This window comes from Collinsella sp. AM28-11LB (genome assembly GCF_003469895.1).
Lineage (GTDB): Bacteria > Actinomycetota > Coriobacteriia > Coriobacteriales > Coriobacteriaceae > Collinsella.
This window is the reverse complement of record NZ_QSKJ01000008.1, coordinates 107,061-123,138: the sequence shown is the minus strand read 5'-3', so window position 1 is coordinate 123,138 and position 16,078 is coordinate 107,061. Positions and strand designations below refer to the sequence as shown.

Sequence of the window (16,078 nt, the reverse complement as noted above, 5' to 3'; positions counted from 1 at the left end):
AATTTCCTTTCCGCCGGTCTTGCCGACTATTACTATGAGACGCTCGAACATCACGCCTCGTGTTGACAAGACCATCATTCACCCGTATGCAATTTTTACCTAGTTTATTCGGGATTAAAGACCGTTCACGGAGTTACACCCCCTCTAATCCAATATAAACCCGCAGGTAGCGAGCTTGCAGGGGGTTTAGTATCTAGAACCGCGAACGGTATACGGCTATGCTGTAACTCGGCGCCTAATCCGCAATGGAACGAAGGGTTGAGACGTCTATATCCCACAAGATATACAGGACTCGACCATAGATAAATGAGATGGGACGGTGGCAGATGAACACTCTGATGTTCTTCTATACCCTAGCGATACTCGTGATCTGTATTGTGACGGCAGTGCTTTCGCTTGCCGCCTATGCCTCGTCTCGTCGACGGTTCTTTATCTATGGCAGCGGCGTTTTTATTTGCTATGCCATCGAGATGACCGAGATTTTCTTTTTTGAATACACGCTGCAAAACCAGAGTTTTCCGGCCAGCGACTATTACTCAATTACCATGCCTGCGTTGCGGACCCTTGTGGCGACCGCTTCACAAGCTTTTATCTGGCTCATTGCCATGGACTTGCTCGACAAACATTCAAAAAAGCAGTTTGTTATTCCCGTCGCAACGTTCTTCCTGAGCGAGCTGCTGATCATTGTCGCTGTCCCCTACGGCCCCATGCATCAATGGCTCTACTACACGATGCGTCAGGTATTCCTTGTATTTGTGGGGCTCTATATCTTTTGGACGGCGCATAAAAGCACGCAGGTCGAGCTTAAGGCGCGCGTCAACAATCAACGAAAGCACCTCATTATCGGCGCCATTCTGGTCGGGTGCATCGTTGCCGAGGACTTCTACAACATCTTGGTCGTCCCCATGAGCCTGGCACCCTCCTGGCTGCAGCTGTACCTATCCGAGCGCAACTTTAGCGAGAATATCTTTGCGTGCTACTTTGCGATCCTGCTGATTATCTATGCCTATCACGTGCTTTCGATTCGCATGCAGGAGGCACCCGAGGAAAAGAACGTCAGCGATCTTGATCGACACATCGAAGAGCAGATGCCCTTCTACCGCAACGCCTACAGGCTCTCCAACCGCGAGGCCGAGGTTTTGCGTCTGGTTGTGCTGGGCAAATCGAACCAAGAGATCGCCGACGAGCTATTCCTTGCCGTAGGCACCGTCAAGACCCACATCCACAACATCCTGGTCAAAACCGAGCAGCAAAACCGCACGACGTTGATCCTCCACTTCTGGAAGCGATAAAGTTATGCAGAAAAAACCACCACAAAGGGGACAGGCACCTTCGTGGTGGTTTTTGATTGTTTCGCCACGAAAGAATCACCCTGACGCCAGAACCACCACGAAGGTGCCTGTCCCCTTTGTGGTGGTTCTGGGTTGGACGAGCTACTCGCTGTAGCGGGTGGCGATGGCAGCCTGTACCATGCCGGCGCTCATGAGGTAGGTCACCAGGAAGTAACCACCATAGGCTGCCAGGAATATCGCACAGGTAAGGCCCACCGTGCCGCCGATGCTCATGTTGCCAAACGTGCTCACCAGCTCGATGATCACCTTGAGCGCCACAAAGGAGTGCGCCAGGCCCACTGCCAGCGGGAACAGGAAGAATACCGCTTGCTGTGCCATCACCGAATGGCGAATCTGGCGGTCGTCACAGCCGATCTGTGCCAGCACACGATAGCTGCGACTGCCGTCGGCCACATTGGAGAGCTGCTGGATCGACAGAATCGCCGCGCATGCAACGACCAATACAAAGCCGATGTAGATGGCTAGGTAGCTAATAAGACCGTTCATTTGCGCTGCTTGCGCGTACATCTCGGAGCGTGTGATGAAGATTCCCCACGATCCCGGCTCCTTGCCGTCAACGAGCAGATTGTCCAGCACAGTGTATTTAATACTCTCGTCTGCCTCGGTCGTATCCATCCCCTGTTTGTAGTTAACGAGCAGGCTACTGGAATACGGCTGCAGATTGAGTTGGGACAACAGCTCGTCGGCAACGACGACGGTACCCACGTTACTGCCCATCGCCGAGTTGGCGATGGCCGCCGTGTCCTCGTCCGACTTATCGGTTGCGGGCTTGAGCGTATGCCCGCCCAAGGTAAGGGCATGGCCGCCAGCCATATACTTGGTGTACAGGTCGACCAGCTCACCGCCCATATCACACGTAAGCAAGTACTGGTCGCGGCCAATGTTCACCGGCTCCTCGCCCATCATCTGGCGCAATTTGTTGTACTGACTTGCCGGCGTCACAGACAGGCCTGTCATGTCGGCGTTGCTGCCCTCGAACGCCTTGGGGAGCTTTTCGCCCATGGTCTTGCACATCTCACTTGGGATCACCGAAGGATTCGAGCCGCCAAGCGGGTAACTCAGATACGAATCGATCTGCACATGCTCACCGGCAACATCGGCGATATTGACCTTCTTGCCGGTCTCGTCGTTGTTGTCCGCCGACTTGTCCTTACGATCGCCGTGCCATGGATCGCCGTGCCATGCGGAGTACAAATCGACCGTACTATCGGCCAGCACCATGCGATCGGCCTCAGACGGATTGACGTACTCTTTGTAGTAGTCGAGCGTATCGGGCGTGTAATAGACATACGTCTGCGACATGTCGGCCGGATTATAGCGCTCCAGGTTCTCGTTCATCACGCTGGCAATCGACATACCGCAAGTCACAGAAGTAATGGCAGGGAACAGAATCATCGCGATGACGCCCATCGAAAAGCACACCGTGTTGACCTTGGCCGCAAGCTGGCGCACGGTAAACATGTTGAGACCGCGCCAATACACGCCGCGCAGGCTCTGCAGCAGCTTGATGAGCATGCCCGAGAGTCCCCAGAACAGGGCAAAGGTGCCCACGGTAACCATAGCGGTCGTAATACCAAACTGGTTCATGGCCTCTTGCAGCTTGCTGTCCGTCGCGGTTAGCGGGAACCCATCACGTAGCAGACGGTAATAGGCCACGCCCACCAGCACCACGCCCACGGCAAAGATGGCAATCGCGAGCCAGGGGTTACGTGTCTTGATGGTCTCGTTGCGACGCTCGGCACCCATAAGCTCGATGAGTTTGGTACGACGCACGGCGCGGAGGTTCAGCAGTAGCGTGAGCACAAACATTACGAGCATGCAGGCAAGGGTCAGATTGAACGCATGCATCGAGAAAAAGAAGTGGAAATTGGCGATCTGCGTCTTAAAGAGCGAGGCCGTAAAGAACGTCATGAGCTGGGAGAGTCCCACACCCAGCACAATGCCGGCGACAAAGGCCACCACCGAGACAATCACCGTCTCGAGCGCCATGATCGTGGCGACGCGCCCGCGCCCCATGCCGAGCACCTGGTACAGGCCAAACTCCTTTTTGCGGCGTTTCATGATGAAGTTATTGGCGTACACCATCAAAAAGGCCATGACACCGGCCAAAAAGTACGTCAGGTCGCCGAGCATACTGCCCATAACCTGCGCCAAGCCCTCTTCATCAATTCCGGCGATGTCGACCTGCATCGAGATGGTGTTAAAGGCATAGAAGACCGTGACGCCCAGGGTGAGCGTCAAAAGGTAGACGAGGTAGTCGCGGCCGGCGCGGCGGACGTTGCCCCAAGCGAGTTTACAGAGCATCGGAGCCCTCACCGCCCATCATGGCAACGACCTCCATAATGCGGTCGAAGAACTCGCGGCGGTCGGTGTCGCCGCGGCGCAGCTCGGTGAAGATCTTGCCGTCGCGGATAAACAGCACACGGCTCGTGTAGCTGGCGGCAAAGCTATCGTGCGTAACCATGAGCACCGTGGCGCGCAGGCGGCGGTTGAGCGCCTCCAGGCTCTCGAGCAGCAGGCGGGCGCTCTTGGAGTCGAGGGCGCCGGTGGGCTCGTCGGCCATGATCATCGTGGGGTCGGTGACGAGCGCGCGGCAGGCGGCAACGCGCTGCTGCTGGCCGCCGGACATCTGGTAGGGGTACTTGTCGAGCACTTGGCTGATGGACAGGCGCGCAGCCACATCCTGCACGCGGATCGAGATCTCCGCCGAGTTCATACGGGCGATGGTGAGCGGCAAGGCGATGTTCTCGCGCGCCGTGAGCGTATCGAGCAGGTTGGAGTCCTGGAAGATAAAGCCAAGCTCCTCGCGGCGGAACTGCGAAAGCTTGGCCTGCTTCATGCGCGTCACGTCCTGGCCGTTGATGCGGATGGTGCCACTCGTGGCGCTATCGATGGTCGACACGCAGTTGAGCAGCGTCGACTTGCCCGAGCCCGAGGCGCCCATGATGCCGACGAATTCGCCACGGTTGACGGTAAAGCTGACGTCGTTGAGCGCGCGGGTCACGTTGCCCAGCGCTCCATATACCTTTTCGAGATGCGCGACCTCCAGTACCGGGGTTGCCGTTTGCGTGGTTTGCATACCGAGTCCTTTCTTGCGATTAGTCTACGGCATCTATAGTCGCAAGAAGCCGAGTCGGCTACCATCGATATGGCTTACGCTTGCCTTACCGTTGCGTAAGGTAAGGGTAGTCTTTTTGGGACGGGGCTTTTTTAGCTGCCCCATCCGAAGCTTTTGAGGCATGAGGGCGCATTTGACATAGGGCAGCTAAAAAAGCCCCGTCCCAAAAAGACTACCCCGTCATGTAATGATGTTGAGAGAGGACTCCTGTTGAAGACTGTTCATGTTGCCGCTGGGATCATTCGCAAGGATGGATCTGACGAGCTACTTGCTGTGCAGCGCGGCTACGGCGACATGCAGGGACTTTGGGAGTTCCCGGGTGGTAAGCTCATGCGCGGCGAGACACCTGAAGACGCCGTGCGCCGCGAGCTCATGGAAGAGCTGCAGGTCAAAGTCACCAACCTGCGTGACTTCTACACCGTTGAGTATGACTACCCAGATTTCCACCTCTCAATGGAGTGCTACTACTGCTCGCTCGCCGATGAATCCGATGAGCCTCAGAAGCACGACCGCCAGCTCGATATCCGCTGGATTCCGCGCACCTCGCTTGCCACGGTGGAATGGATGCCCGCCGACAAGGGGCTCATTGATGCCCTGATTGAGCTGAAGGAAGATCGGCTTAAGGCTAACGGCACCGCTAACGACGGCGATGCCACCGCGGCCGACGAGCCTGCCACCAAGCCTAAGCGCCGCAGCAAAAAGCGTCCCAAGCCCGGCCTGCTGGACGGCATCGACACCTCGGACCTTTCTGCCGACGAGCGTGAGCTCGTGCGCCGTCGTGCCGCTATAAAAAAGTCCATGAAAGGCAACAAGCGCGCCAACACCAAGCCCGAGCTGCTCGTACGTCAGCGCCTGCGGGCAGCAGGCCTCACGGGTTATCGCCTGGAATGGAAGGTGCCCGGCAAGCCGGATATCGCCTTCCCCGGGCGCAAGATCGCCATCTTCGTCAACGGTTGTTTTTGGCATCGTTGTCCCAAGTGTAATCCCAGTCAGCCCAAGCGTAACGTTGAATTTTGGGAGGCAAAGTTTCGCCGCAACGTCGAGCGCGACCGCGCTGCCGTGGCAGCACTCACTCAAATGGGCTGGACGTCCATAACCATCTGGGAATGCGATCTCAAAAAAGACCGCATCGACGCCACGATGGAAAAGGTCATCGAGCGGGTGCGCGCCGCAGAGCCGCAGCGCTAGGAACGAGCCGTCCACACACCCCACACAGGCGAGCCACATCCACGTCACAAACCTTAGAAAGCCCTTAAGCCCAAAACCTTTCAAGAGTGTTACTAGATACCTCTGACCTGCGGTTTCATTGTTATATCAAACCTGGTTAAGCCTTTCTTTAGCGCTTCCTTATCTGCGCTCGCGGCATAATGTAGCCAGCGCGCGGGGCCTAGCAGCAAACCCCGAGCGCATTCTTTTGGTGGATATCGAGGAGGCCGCAAAAGCATGCATTCTTCCAATGACGCAGCACAGCAGCCATCCCTAAAACATGCAAACCTATTCTCCTTCCCCCCGACACAGAGAAACAGCCTCCTCGACTCCTCCACCACAAAAGCCAAACGCTCAACCGACCAAAGCCTCAACTTGCAGACGTCGTTCGAAAAGCTCCAAGCATCCCTAGACAAAACCTTCCCCAACCAAGCCCGGGCATACTAGCCCCCCATCAACAAAGTAGCCCAAACGCCCCACCCTTCCAGCCATAACGCCACAAGGGCGACGACCTCGAGTAAGTCAACCTGGGAGGGACGAGGGCTTAGCTCCCCAATCTTTCCGCAGGGGGCAAAAAGCCTCGCCGCACGAAGTGCGCAGCGAGGCTTTTTGCATGCCCGAGGACGATTGGGGAACTAAGCCCTCGTCCCTCCCCGAGATAAGTAGCGAGTCGGAGTACCCTTGCTGTTACTCTGCTTTGCCCACAGAGTTGAGGTTGGTCATGCGAATCTTAACCAGCTCGGTGATCTCACGCATGCCCTCCTTGGCCGGCTTCTTAGGATCGAAGCAGGCGGGGTTCTCGGCCATGTAGGCCATGAAGCCCTTGGTGTAGGCCTGACGCAGCTCGGTAGCGTAGTTAACCTTGCAGATGCCGTTCTTCACAGCCTCGGCAACCTGCTCATCGGGCACACCGGAGGTGCCATGCAGAACCAGCGGCACGTCGACGGCGTCGCGGATGGCCTTGACCACGGACTGCTCGATGTGCGGATCGCTCGTGTACACGCCGTGGCTGGTGCCAACACCAATAGCGAGGGAGGTGCAGCCAGTGCGCTCGACGAACTCCTTGGCCTCGGCCGGATCGGTGTAGGGGCTCTCACCCTCAACCGCGGGGCCGTCGTCCTCCTTGCCGCCAACCTTGCCAAGCTCAGCCTCGACGGGCACGCCCATAGCGCGGCCAGCGTCGGCGACGGACTTGGTCAGGGCAATGTTGTCCTCGAAGGACTCGTGCGAACCGTCGATCATGACGGAGGTGTAGCCCGTGCGGAAAGCCTGCATGCAGCGGTCATAGCCATCGCCGTGATCGAGGTGCAGGGCAACGGGCACAGAAGCGCGCTCGGCGGCTGCCTTGACCATGCCGTAGAAGTAGTCCAGACCAGCGGTCTTGATGGTGCCCGGGGTGGTCTGCATGATGACGGGGGACTTGGTCTCCTCGGCAGCGGCCAGAACGGCCATAACAAACTCGAGGTTCTCGACGTTGAACGCGCCGACGGCGTAGTGGCCGGCCTGAGCGTCCTTGAGCATCTTTTCGGTGGTAACAAGTGCCATGAGCGTTTGCTCCTCTCCCTCGCCCGCATCTGGACATCGGGCGTACGTGTCCGCAAGGCGTTTTACCTTGCGTTTTGCTGCCCCCATTGTATGGAAATCGTTCGTGTTACATGTATGAGATATCACCGGAACGCAGGTCAGGACACCCGTTTTTGAAAAGCAAACGGAAGGGATTCGGACCAAATTTCTCTATCCGACACTGAAGTTTTCACGCGAATCGTCTTTCTTTTATAGAAAAGATAAGTAATCGAAAGGTGTTTTCTTACTAAAAAAGAAAATGAACGAAAATGGACTCAACACAATTCCTGCAAATTTCAGACGCGGATGGAGCAGCTATGGCCCACGTAACAACTCGAGCATTCGCCGACGAGCGACGCGCCGCCATTATGGAAATGCTCGAGCATAACGCCTCCGTTCAGGTGGCAGACATCGCCCAAACCTTTGGCGTATCCTCCGTCACCGCCCGCGCCGACCTGGACGCGCTCGCCGAATCCGGCAAGCTGCGTCGCACGCATGGCGGCGCCGTGTCGCTCCACAAACGCCTAACTGTCTCCACGCAAGATCGCCGCATAAACATCAATGTCGCCGCCAAGCAGGCTATCGCACAAAGTGCCATTGAACTCGTCGGCAACGGTGACACCCTGCTCGTCGACTCGGGCACCACGGCACTCGAGTTTGTCCGGCTCCTCGATCAGCGCGACGGCATCACCGTCATCACGGCCGACATCACCATTGCCGATTACATCGACGAAAGCATGCCCTCGGTTGATGTCGTCATGCTGGGAGGGGCACTGCGCAAAGGCCATCGCTATCTATATGGCCCGCTCACCATGCAGACACTTCAAACGGTTCACGCAGACCTTGCCGTCATATGCCCCGGCGCCTTTGTCCCCCGCTGCGGCTTTACGACTGACTTTCCTCAGATGGCCGAGACCAAAACGGCCATGATTGCCGCAGCCCGTCAAAGCGCCGCCCTCATGGACGCCAGCAAGGTCAACGGACGCGGCATGTATCGCTTTGCCGAACTGACCGATGTCGACACCGTCGTGATGGATTGCGACCCCGACCATGCCGTTGCCACCTCAATCGCCGAGATTGCCGATGACGAACGCCCGAACCTCATCATCACCAGCGCATAAACAAAAACCACCACAAAGGTGCCTGTCCCCTTTGTGGTGGTTTGAGCGTTAAAAGCGAAATATCGCTATTTGGAAAGCTCGTCGGCGAGGGCTTCGATCTGGGCGCGCGAGGCGTCGTTGAGCGAACCCAGCACGGTCACCTTGTTCTGCGTCAGGGTGATGTCCTTCATGCCCTCGAGCTCCTTGGTCATAACCTTGGCAGCAGCGGGCGCCCAAGAGCCGGCCTCGACAAGCGCCACCGTGCGGTTCTGGTAGGCATGCTCGGCGAGCGTGTGGATGAAGGTGCTCATAAACGGGAAGATCTCGCCCTGATAGGTGATGGAAGCGAGTACCAGACGGTCATAGCGGAACGCATCCTCAACGGCCTCGGCCATGTCGTCGCGAGCCAGATCAAAGACGGAAACCTTCTGGCCGCGAGCCTCAAGCGCGGATGCGAGTTCCTCAACGGCGACCTTCAGATGGCCGTACACGCTCGCGTAGGCAATCGTGATGCCGTCGTCCTCGGGCTGATAGCTCGACCAGGTGTTGTAGGTGTCGAGGTAATAACCCAGGTTCTCGGTCAGCACGGGGCCGTGAAGCGGGCAGATAATCTGAATGTCCAGATCGGCGGCCTTCTTGAGCACGGCCTGCACAAACTTGCCGAACTTTCCCACGATGCCAAAGTAGTAACGGCGCGCCTCGCAGGCCCAGCCCTCAGGATCCTCGATGTCGTTGGCGCCAAACTTGCCAAAGCCGTCGGCACTAAAGAGCACCTTGTCGGTGGCCTCGTAGGAGAAGAGCACCTCGGGCCAGTGAACGTTGGGGGCGCCAACAAACGTTAGGCTGTGGCCGCCCAGGTCGAGCACATCGCCCTCTTTGACGACCATCTTGCGCTCGGGGAAATCGGTGCCAAAGAAGTTGACCATCATGCGGAAGGCGCCCATGCTTGCCACGATCTGTGCCTGGGGATAGCGCTCCATAAAGGCGGCAATGCCGGCGGAGTGATCGGGCTCCATATGATGGACGACCAGGTAGTCGGGCGTACGGCCATCGAGCTCGGCCTCGAGGTTGCCGAGCCACTCGTCGACAAAGCCAGCGTCGACCGAATCGGCGACAGCGATCTTTTCGCCCAAGATAACGTAGCTGTTGTATGCCATACCGTTCTCGGACACGTCGTACTGGCCCTCGAACAGGTCGATGTCGTGGTCGTCGACGCCGATGTAGCGGATATCCTTGGTGATCTCCATCAGGCAAAACCTCCTAGATAGACAAAAGAACCCGTCTATCATAGCACTCGGCTGCATCCCAACAGCCATCTGCCGGCATCCTTATCGATTGTTATTGATGTTCAACATATCACCGTTGACCTGCGGAAACTATGCGCGCGGTGCCGCCGTACTATGTCGAACGATAAGCTGGCCGGGAATACGAATGGCAACGGTTTTGCCCGCCGTACCCGCCTCGGGAACCGCATGCTCAAACACCTCTCGTCCGCGCTGATGCAAGTCGAATCGAACGGTCGTGAGCTCGTTATGCGCGACAAAGTCGTCGAGTGAGTCATCGACGCCCACCACGCTCACGTCCTCGGGCACGCTCAAGCCGCTATCGCGCAGCGCGGCGATGGCGCCGTTTGCCATCTGGTCGTTTGCCGCGTAAATCGCCGTCATGGTGCGGTCGTGCTCGGCCAGGTACCTGCCGGCCTCGTAACCGCTGTTGGCAGACCAGTCACCCTCGAGCGGCTCTACCGGCTCGATGTGTTTACGCTCGAGTGCATCCTGCCAGCCGGCGCGACGAAACTGTTCGTCGACTGAGAACGACGGGCCACCAATATAGCGAATCTGCTCGTGCCCCAGCTCAAACAGGTGATCCATGAGCAGCAGCGAGCAGCCGTAATGGTCGGAATCGACCGTGGTCACGCGCGGATGTGCGTACATGGTAACGATGACCGTGCCGATACCCGGCAGTGGATCAAACGTCTCAAAATCGGGCGCCATACGACTCATGCCGATGATGATGCCGTCCACCGGCAATGCGGCCATACGACGCGTGGCCTCGGCAAGCGAAAACTCCTCGGTCTTGGACATCTCGACCAGCGTGATGGCGCAACCGCGCTCACGGGCCGCACTGGCAATGCCGTCGATCATCGTCAGGTTACCGAACTTGGTGACATCGTTGACGCACAGACCGACCGAATGGTAGCGGCCGTCGCGCAGCGAGCGACCGGCATAACTCGGACGAAAGCCGAGCTCTTGCATGGCGGCCTGCACGCGCTGGCGCGTCTGTTCGTTAACGTTGGGCAAGCCGTTGGCGACGCGCGAAACCGTCTGCTGCGAAACGCCAGCAGCGCGGGCGACGTCGGCCATGGAGACCGGACGCGTACCTGTATCGTTGGACGGGCGCCTTGCCACAGGATCACCTTCACCCTTGCGAGATCTGAATAGCGTGAATGCCGGCCCGGGCAGAAACACACCCCGCGCCGAAGCCCGCTATCGTCGGACGCATGCTAACGTACTCTACTTTTTCAATCCGCAACTCTTCTGCTCTATAAGTCCATACGGCAATACCGTTCACGGCTGAATTTCTACCGATTACCAGATTCTCAAAAAGTGATAAGCGTTGTGTTATGAGTACGTTAACATAGCCCGTAACGTGCGACATCGTAGATGCTGAATTTACGCCGCTTCAGATTGTTAACGTACTCACTACGACGCAAAGCTCGTCAGTATGCACCAAGGAAAGGACCCTTATGACCGCTCCCGACGAAAAGACACTCGCCACGCTCACCAAGCTGTTCGAGGATGAGTTTGGCCCCATCGGCGATCGCCAGGTGCTCTATGTGCACGCGCCCGGCCGCTCCGAGATCAGCGGCAACCACACCGACCACGAAGGCGGCCACGTTATCGCCGGCTCGCTCGATGTCGCCGTCGACGGCATCGCCGTGGCAACCGATTCCAACAAGGTCCGCGTTGCCGACGAGGGCTATCCCACGTTTGAGATCGCGCTCGACACGCTAGACGTTCAGGAGTCCGAAAAGGGCACGTCCGCGAGCCTCGTCCGCGGCATGGCCCACGAAATCGCTGCTCTGGGCGTTGAGCCCCAGGGCTTCGACCTCGCCTTCACCTGCTCCGTCCCCTCGGGCGGCGGTCTTTCGAGCTCCGCTGCTGTCGAGGCGGCATACGGTCGTGCCATGGAGACGCTCTGGGGAGCGCCCGCCATCGAGCCCGTCGCGCTCGCCCAGATGAGCCAGCGCACCGAGAACAATTACTACGGTAAGCCCTGCGGTCTTATGGACCAGGCCGCCGTGTGCTTGGGCGGCCTTGCCTACATGGACTTTGAGGATCAGGCTCAGCCTAAGACCCAGAAGCTCGAACTCAACTTTGAGGATCACGGCTATGCGCTCGTGCTCGTTAAGGTCGGTGCCGACCACGTGGCCGCCACCGACGACTACGCCGCCGTTCCGCGCGAGATGCAAGACGTCGCCGCCGAGTTTGGCAAGGCACGCCTGTGCGAGGTAAACGTTGCCGATTTTGACGCCAAGCTCCCCGAGCTGCGCGCCAAGCTGGGCGACCGTGCCTGCCTGCGCGCCGTTCACTACTGGTACGAAAACGGCCTGGTCGATAAGCGTTGGGCGGCCCTTAACGCCGGCGACATCGACCAGTTCCTGGTCCTGACGCGCGAGTCCGGCGCCAGCTCTGCCATGTACCTGCAGAATGTCGTTGCCAAGCTGGGGTCTGAGCAGCCTTCCATGTATGCCCTGGCGCTGGCCGAGCACGTGCTCGACGGCCGCGGCGCCGTTCGCATTCACGGTGGCGGCTTTGGTGGCACCATCCAGGCCTTCGTGCCGCTCGACCTGGTCGACACCTTCATTGCCAAGATGAACGGCTGGCTGGGCGAGGGCTCTGCCCGCCACTACGCAATTTCTGACAAGGGGGCTTACGCGGCATGGCTGTAATGACCGACGTGCGCGAGGCCGCGCAGAACCTGATCGAGTACGCTATCCACCGGTCGATGATCGGCCAGGACGATCGCATCTGGGCATACAACACCATTTTGGAGTGCATCGGCGCCACGGGCCCGGCGCTCGATATGACCTGGGCGCTCCAGGCTGAGAAACTCTCGCTCTTGCACCCCGATACCCTGCCCGACTTTGACCTGGAGGGCACGCTCGCCGCGCTTGCCGAGGCCGCCGTTGCCAACGGTGCTGCCGAGGACACGGCATCGGGGCGCGACCGCATCGCCATGCGCATCATGGGTATGCTCATGCCGAGGCCTTCGGTTGTAAACGAGGAGTTCAACGGCCGCATGGGCGTCAACGAGCCCCGCGCCGCGACCGACTGGTTCTACGGCCTGTGCTGCGACGCCGGCTACGTGCGCCGTGCCGCCATCGCGCGCAACATCAAATGGAGCACCCCCACCAACTGGGGCGATCTCGAGATAACCATCAACCTGTCCAAGCCTGAGAAGGACCCGCGCGATATCGCCGCGGCAGGTGCCGCCAAGAACACGGGCGAAAAGTATCCCGCCTGCCAGCTCTGCATCGAAAACGAGGGCTACCCCGGACGCTCCGCCGCAGCCGACGGCGGCGCTCATCCTGCACGCCAGAACCTGCGCATTATCCCCATCTCGCTCAATGGCGATCGCTGGGGCTTCCAGTACAGCCCGTACGCGTACTTTAACGAGCACTGCATTGCCATGAGCTCCGAGCATCGCCCGATGCACGTTGATCGCAAGGGCCTGACGTGCCTGCTCGACTTTGTGGACCTGTTCCCGCACTACTTTATTGGCTCCAACGCCGACCTGCCCATCGTGGGCGGCTCGATTCTGTCGCACGACCACTTCCAGGGCGGCGCGCACGAGTTCCCCATGATGCATGCCACCGAGGTCTCACAGTTTAGCGTGCCCGGCTTTGACAGCGTTACGGGTGCTGTGCTGCAGTGGCCGCTTTCGGTGCTTCGCCTGCGCTCGCATGACCGCGCTCAGCTGCTCGACGCTGCCGAGAAGATTATCCTCGCCTGGCGCGAGTGGACCGATGAGTCTGTGGGCGTCATCGCGCACACAGCCGATGGCATGGCGCACAACACAGTGACACCCGTCATCCGCCGCGTCGACTCCCGCGGCAATGCCGGCGGCAAAATCTACGAGGCCTACCTGGCGCTTCGCTGCAACATCACGACCGACGAGCATCCGTTGGGCGTGTTCCACCCGCATGCCGAGTATCACCACATTAAGAAGGAGAACATCGGCCTGATCGAGGTTATGGGTCTCGCCATTCTTCCGCCGCGCCTGGTTCCCGAGCTCGGTGCTGTCCGCGAGCACCTGCTGGCGGCCAAGGCCGATGCCAGCTACGACCTTGCCGGCGCGCTCGAGGGCGATAGTCTTTGCCGCAGCCACGCCGCATGGGCCGAGGATGTCTATGCCCGCCGCGCCGACGAGCTTACGGCGGACAACGCCATCGATATCCTGCACGAGGAGGTCGGCGTGGTGTTTGGCCACGTGCTCGACAACGCCGGCGTATTTAAATGGGATGAAGCCGGCCGCGCCGCCCAGCAGCGCTTTATCGACTCACTGTAATGATCCCTTTCGGACGAAGGAAAACGGATCATTTCGTCTTCAAGACAATGGCGCCCGCCGGCAACACCGCCGGCGGGCGCCATTTTTGCGTGTAGTCATTGGGGACGCTCTTAAACGACTAGTCAAACAAGAACGTCCCCAACGACTAATGACTCGAGCGTGGAAAATCTCCCACTTTGAGCTCGTATGGGCACCAAAAGCAGGAGATTATCCACGCTCATTCTATTAGGAGTCGCAACCGCTACAACTCTACGACCTCAACGCTGTTGTAGACCTCGTCCCAGCGGTCCATGACCAGGTGGCCGGTCTTGGGATCCATGGCGTTGAGCTTGCCGCAGGTATTGGCGGTCTTGAGCACCGTGACGTCGTCGGCACCAGCAGCAATGGCATGCGCAAAGCCGGCGATGGTCGAGTCGCCGGAACCCGTCGCGTTCACAGCCGCAATCGCGGGCGTCTTGGCGCGGAACGCGCGGCCCTCATGGAAGCCCACCGAACCGGCAGCGCCCATCGAAACGACAACCCAGGGGATACCGGCAAAACGGTCATCGGCGGCAAGCGCCTCGCGCAGAGCATCGACATCATCGGTCGTGAAGGACGTGCTCAGCAGACCGTTGATCTCGGTCAGATTGGGCTTCACAAGCTCGGGCTTAGCGTCGGACTCCAGCGCGGCCTCCAGCGATGCACCCGAGGTATCGAGCAGCACCTTGGCGCCCGCCTCCTCGGCGATCTTGACGAGCTTGGCATAGTAGCCAGCATCGACGCCACGCGGCAGCGAGCCCGAAAGCGTCACAACGTCCGCCTTCGCTGCAAGCTCGGCAAACTTGGCCGTAAAGGCCTCGAGCTCGGCCGGGGCGATCTGCGGGCCGCTCTCCAGCAGCTCGGTCTGATTGCCCTCGTGCAGAATATTCAAGCAAATGCGCGTCTCACCGGCGATGGGCACAAAGTCGTTCTTGACGCCGTCGGCATCCATAAGCTCGGCCATATAGGCACCCATGTGGCCGCCGAGCAGACCGGTCGCGAGCACATCGTCGCCCAACTGCAGCAGCACACGGCTCACGTTGAGGCCCTTGCCGCCAGCGGTCTTTTCGGGCGTCACACGGTTAACATCGTCGATGATCAGCTTGTCGAGCTGATAGCGCGTATCAATCGACGGGTTCATGGTAACGGTCAGAATCATGTTGAACTCCTGTTCCGGGGCGGCATGACCCACCCCAAACATACGATAACTCGTTAAAGGATCTCGATCTCAAAGCCGCGGGTAACAGTCTCCCCCGGCTTGGCCACCAGGCAGCCACGCTTGTGCTCCAGGATATCGTCCTCGTCGGAGCAGGTGGACAGACCACCCCACGGTTCAACAGCCACAAAGTCGCCCTCTGGCTTGCTCCACACAATCAGGAACGACATATCGGGGAACGTCAGGCGCACGCCCTTGTCCTCGGTTTTCTTGGTCAGCGTAACCACGCGGCTCTCGAGCACGTCGAAGATGGTCTCCGCGAAGTCAAAGAGTTCATGGGTAAGCGGCAGGTTCTGGCCGATCATGGGGTTCTTGCTGCGATGCTCAACATCAATCAGGCCCGTCGAGGGAACGGCAGTACAGAGCTCGGTGGCCTCACGCTGTTCAAAACGAAGCTCGTAGTCGTCATAGGACTCGCCCTCGTCGAGCGGACACTTAAAGCCGGGGTGACCGCCCACAAAGAACGGCATGTCCTCGGTGCCCTCATTGGTCACCTCGTACGACACGGCCACCTTTTCCGAATCAATCGTGTAACGAGCAACGATCTTAAACGGATACGGGTACTGCTCGAGCAACTCGGCATGGTCGGTAGAGCTTAGGCTCAGCGCAACCATGTTGTCGCTCTGTTCCTCGAGCTTCCACTCCTGTTTGCGCGCAAAGCCGTGGCGGGCGAGGTTTACCTCGCGGCCACCCATGGTCGTTGCGTGACCGTCACGAAGGCCACCGCAGATCGGGAAGCAAATGGGTGCCTGGCCCGACCAGACCGCCGGGTCACCCCGCCACAGGTACTCACGGCCGTTTGCCGCAATAGAAGTGAACGACCCGCCCGCCGTGCTCAACGCCACACGAATCAAGCCGTTATCAAGAACAAACTCCATAGGAGCCTTCCCTTTCGTACGACAGCCCGCCAAGTCAATAGGGCTGATAGAAAACC

General features: G+C 59.0%; 12 protein-coding genes. 5 read left to right on the top strand and 7 right to left on the bottom strand.

Features of this window, described 5'->3' with window-relative positions; genetic code table 11:
* Positions 1 to 326: 326 nt before the first annotated feature.
* Positions 327 to 1,292, top strand: a complete 966-nt coding sequence (locus tag DW732_RS07245) for a response regulator transcription factor (RefSeq protein WP_158567376.1) — start codon at positions 327 to 329, stop codon at positions 1,290 to 1,292.
* 141 nt (positions 1,293 to 1,433) lie between these two features.
* Here the strand turns inward: DW732_RS07245 and DW732_RS07240 are convergent, their stop codons facing one another.
* Both DW732_RS07240 and DW732_RS07235 read right to left on the bottom strand, forming a co-directional pair.
* On the bottom strand, positions 1,434 to 3,656 hold the full coding sequence (locus tag DW732_RS07240; RefSeq protein WP_118099163.1) for an ABC transporter permease: 2,223 nt from the start codon (positions 3,654 to 3,656) through the stop codon (positions 1,434 to 1,436).
* On the bottom strand, positions 3,646 to 4,431 hold the full coding sequence (locus DW732_RS07235; protein WP_118099162.1) for an ABC transporter ATP-binding protein: 786 nt from the start codon (positions 4,429 to 4,431) through the stop codon (positions 3,646 to 3,648). The genes DW732_RS07240 and DW732_RS07235 overlap by 11 nt, the downstream gene beginning before the upstream one ends.
* A gap of 249 nt (positions 4,432 to 4,680) precedes the next feature.
* On the opposite strand from DW732_RS07235, the gene vsr reads away from it, so the two are divergent.
* Positions 4,681 to 5,658 carry a DNA mismatch endonuclease Vsr gene (gene vsr, locus DW732_RS07230; RefSeq protein WP_118099161.1) on the top strand — a complete coding sequence of 326 codons (978 nt, stop codon included), beginning with the start codon at positions 4,681 to 4,683 and terminating at the stop codon, positions 5,656 to 5,658.
* A gap of 705 nt (positions 5,659 to 6,363) precedes the next feature.
* Here the strand turns inward: vsr and DW732_RS07220 are convergent.
* A complete protein-coding gene (locus DW732_RS07220; RefSeq protein WP_022095149.1) occupies positions 6,364 to 7,221 on the bottom strand; it encodes a class II fructose-bisphosphate aldolase in 858 nt (285 codons plus the stop codon).
* 335 nt (positions 7,222 to 7,556) lie between these two features.
* Here DW732_RS07220 and DW732_RS07215 point away from each other — a divergent pair, with 335 nt between their 5' ends.
* Entirely contained in the window at positions 7,557 to 8,360 is an 804-nt protein-coding gene (locus tag DW732_RS07215; protein ID WP_118099159.1) for a DeoR/GlpR family DNA-binding transcription regulator, read from the top strand.
* A 65-nt stretch (positions 8,361 to 8,425) separates the two neighbouring features.
* Here DW732_RS07215 and DW732_RS07210 read toward each other — a convergent pair whose 3' ends face one another.
* The gene (locus DW732_RS07210) at positions 8,426 to 9,586 is read right to left on the bottom strand and encodes an FprA family A-type flavoprotein (RefSeq protein WP_118099158.1); all 1,161 of its coding nucleotides are present in this window, start codon (positions 9,584 to 9,586) and stop codon (positions 8,426 to 8,428) included.
* 129 nt (positions 9,587 to 9,715) lie between these two features.
* Entirely contained in the window at positions 9,716 to 10,702 is a 987-nt protein-coding gene (locus DW732_RS07205) for a LacI family DNA-binding transcriptional regulator (RefSeq protein ID WP_118099181.1), read from the bottom strand.
* A 383-nt stretch (positions 10,703 to 11,085) separates the two neighbouring features.
* Between DW732_RS07205 and DW732_RS07200 the strand changes: the two genes are divergently transcribed.
* Both DW732_RS07200 and DW732_RS07195 read left to right on the top strand, forming a co-directional pair.
* A complete protein-coding gene (locus DW732_RS07200; RefSeq protein WP_117735475.1) occupies positions 11,086 to 12,291 on the top strand; it encodes a galactokinase family protein in 1,206 nt (401 codons plus the stop codon).
* Complete coding sequence (locus DW732_RS07195) at positions 12,282 to 13,910, top strand: UDP-glucose--hexose-1-phosphate uridylyltransferase (protein ID WP_199407117.1); 1,629 nt, start codon at positions 12,282 to 12,284, stop codon at positions 13,908 to 13,910. The genes DW732_RS07200 and DW732_RS07195 overlap by 10 nt, the downstream gene beginning before the upstream one ends.
* A 241-nt stretch (positions 13,911 to 14,151) precedes the next feature.
* On the opposite strand, the gene DW732_RS07190 is transcribed toward DW732_RS07195, so the two are convergent.
* On the bottom strand, positions 14,152 to 15,087 hold the full coding sequence (locus DW732_RS07190) for a hexose kinase (protein WP_117743286.1): 936 nt from the start codon (positions 15,085 to 15,087) through the stop codon (positions 14,152 to 14,154).
* 53 nt (positions 15,088 to 15,140) lie between these two features.
* Positions 15,141 to 16,022, bottom strand: a complete 882-nt coding sequence (locus DW732_RS07185) for an aldose 1-epimerase family protein (RefSeq protein ID WP_117743256.1) — start codon at positions 16,020 to 16,022, stop codon at positions 15,141 to 15,143.
* Positions 16,023 to 16,078: the final 56 nt, after the last annotated feature.

Coding starts and splice junctions, on each gene's coding strand:
- DW732_RS07245 (WP_158567376.1), top strand. CDS start 327: ATGAACACTCTGATGTTCTTCTATACCCTAGCGATACTCGTGATCTGT.
- DW732_RS07240 (WP_118099163.1), bottom strand. CDS start 3,656: ATGCTCTGTAAACTCGCTTGGGGCAACGTCCGCCGCGCCGGCCGCGAC.
- DW732_RS07235 (WP_118099162.1), bottom strand. CDS start 4,431: ATGCAAACCACGCAAACGGCAACCCCGGTACTGGAGGTCGCGCATCTC.
- DW732_RS07220 (WP_022095149.1), bottom strand. CDS start 7,221: ATGGCACTTGTTACCACCGAAAAGATGCTCAAGGACGCTCAGGCCGGC.
- DW732_RS07215 (WP_118099159.1), top strand. CDS start 7,557: ATGGCCCACGTAACAACTCGAGCATTCGCCGACGAGCGACGCGCCGCC.
- DW732_RS07210 (WP_118099158.1), bottom strand. CDS start 9,586: ATGGAGATCACCAAGGATATCCGCTACATCGGCGTCGACGACCACGAC.
- DW732_RS07205 (WP_118099181.1), bottom strand. CDS start 10,702: ATGGCCGACGTCGCCCGCGCTGCTGGCGTTTCGCAGCAGACGGTTTCG.
- DW732_RS07200 (WP_117735475.1), top strand. CDS start 11,086: ATGACCGCTCCCGACGAAAAGACACTCGCCACGCTCACCAAGCTGTTC.
- DW732_RS07195 (WP_199407117.1), top strand. CDS start 12,282: ATGGCTGTAATGACCGACGTGCGCGAGGCCGCGCAGAACCTGATCGAG.
- DW732_RS07190 (WP_117743286.1), bottom strand. CDS start 15,087: ATGATTCTGACCGTTACCATGAACCCGTCGATTGATACGCGCTATCAG.
- DW732_RS07185 (WP_117743256.1), bottom strand. CDS start 16,022: ATGGAGTTTGTTCTTGATAACGGCTTGATTCGTGTGGCGTTGAGCACG.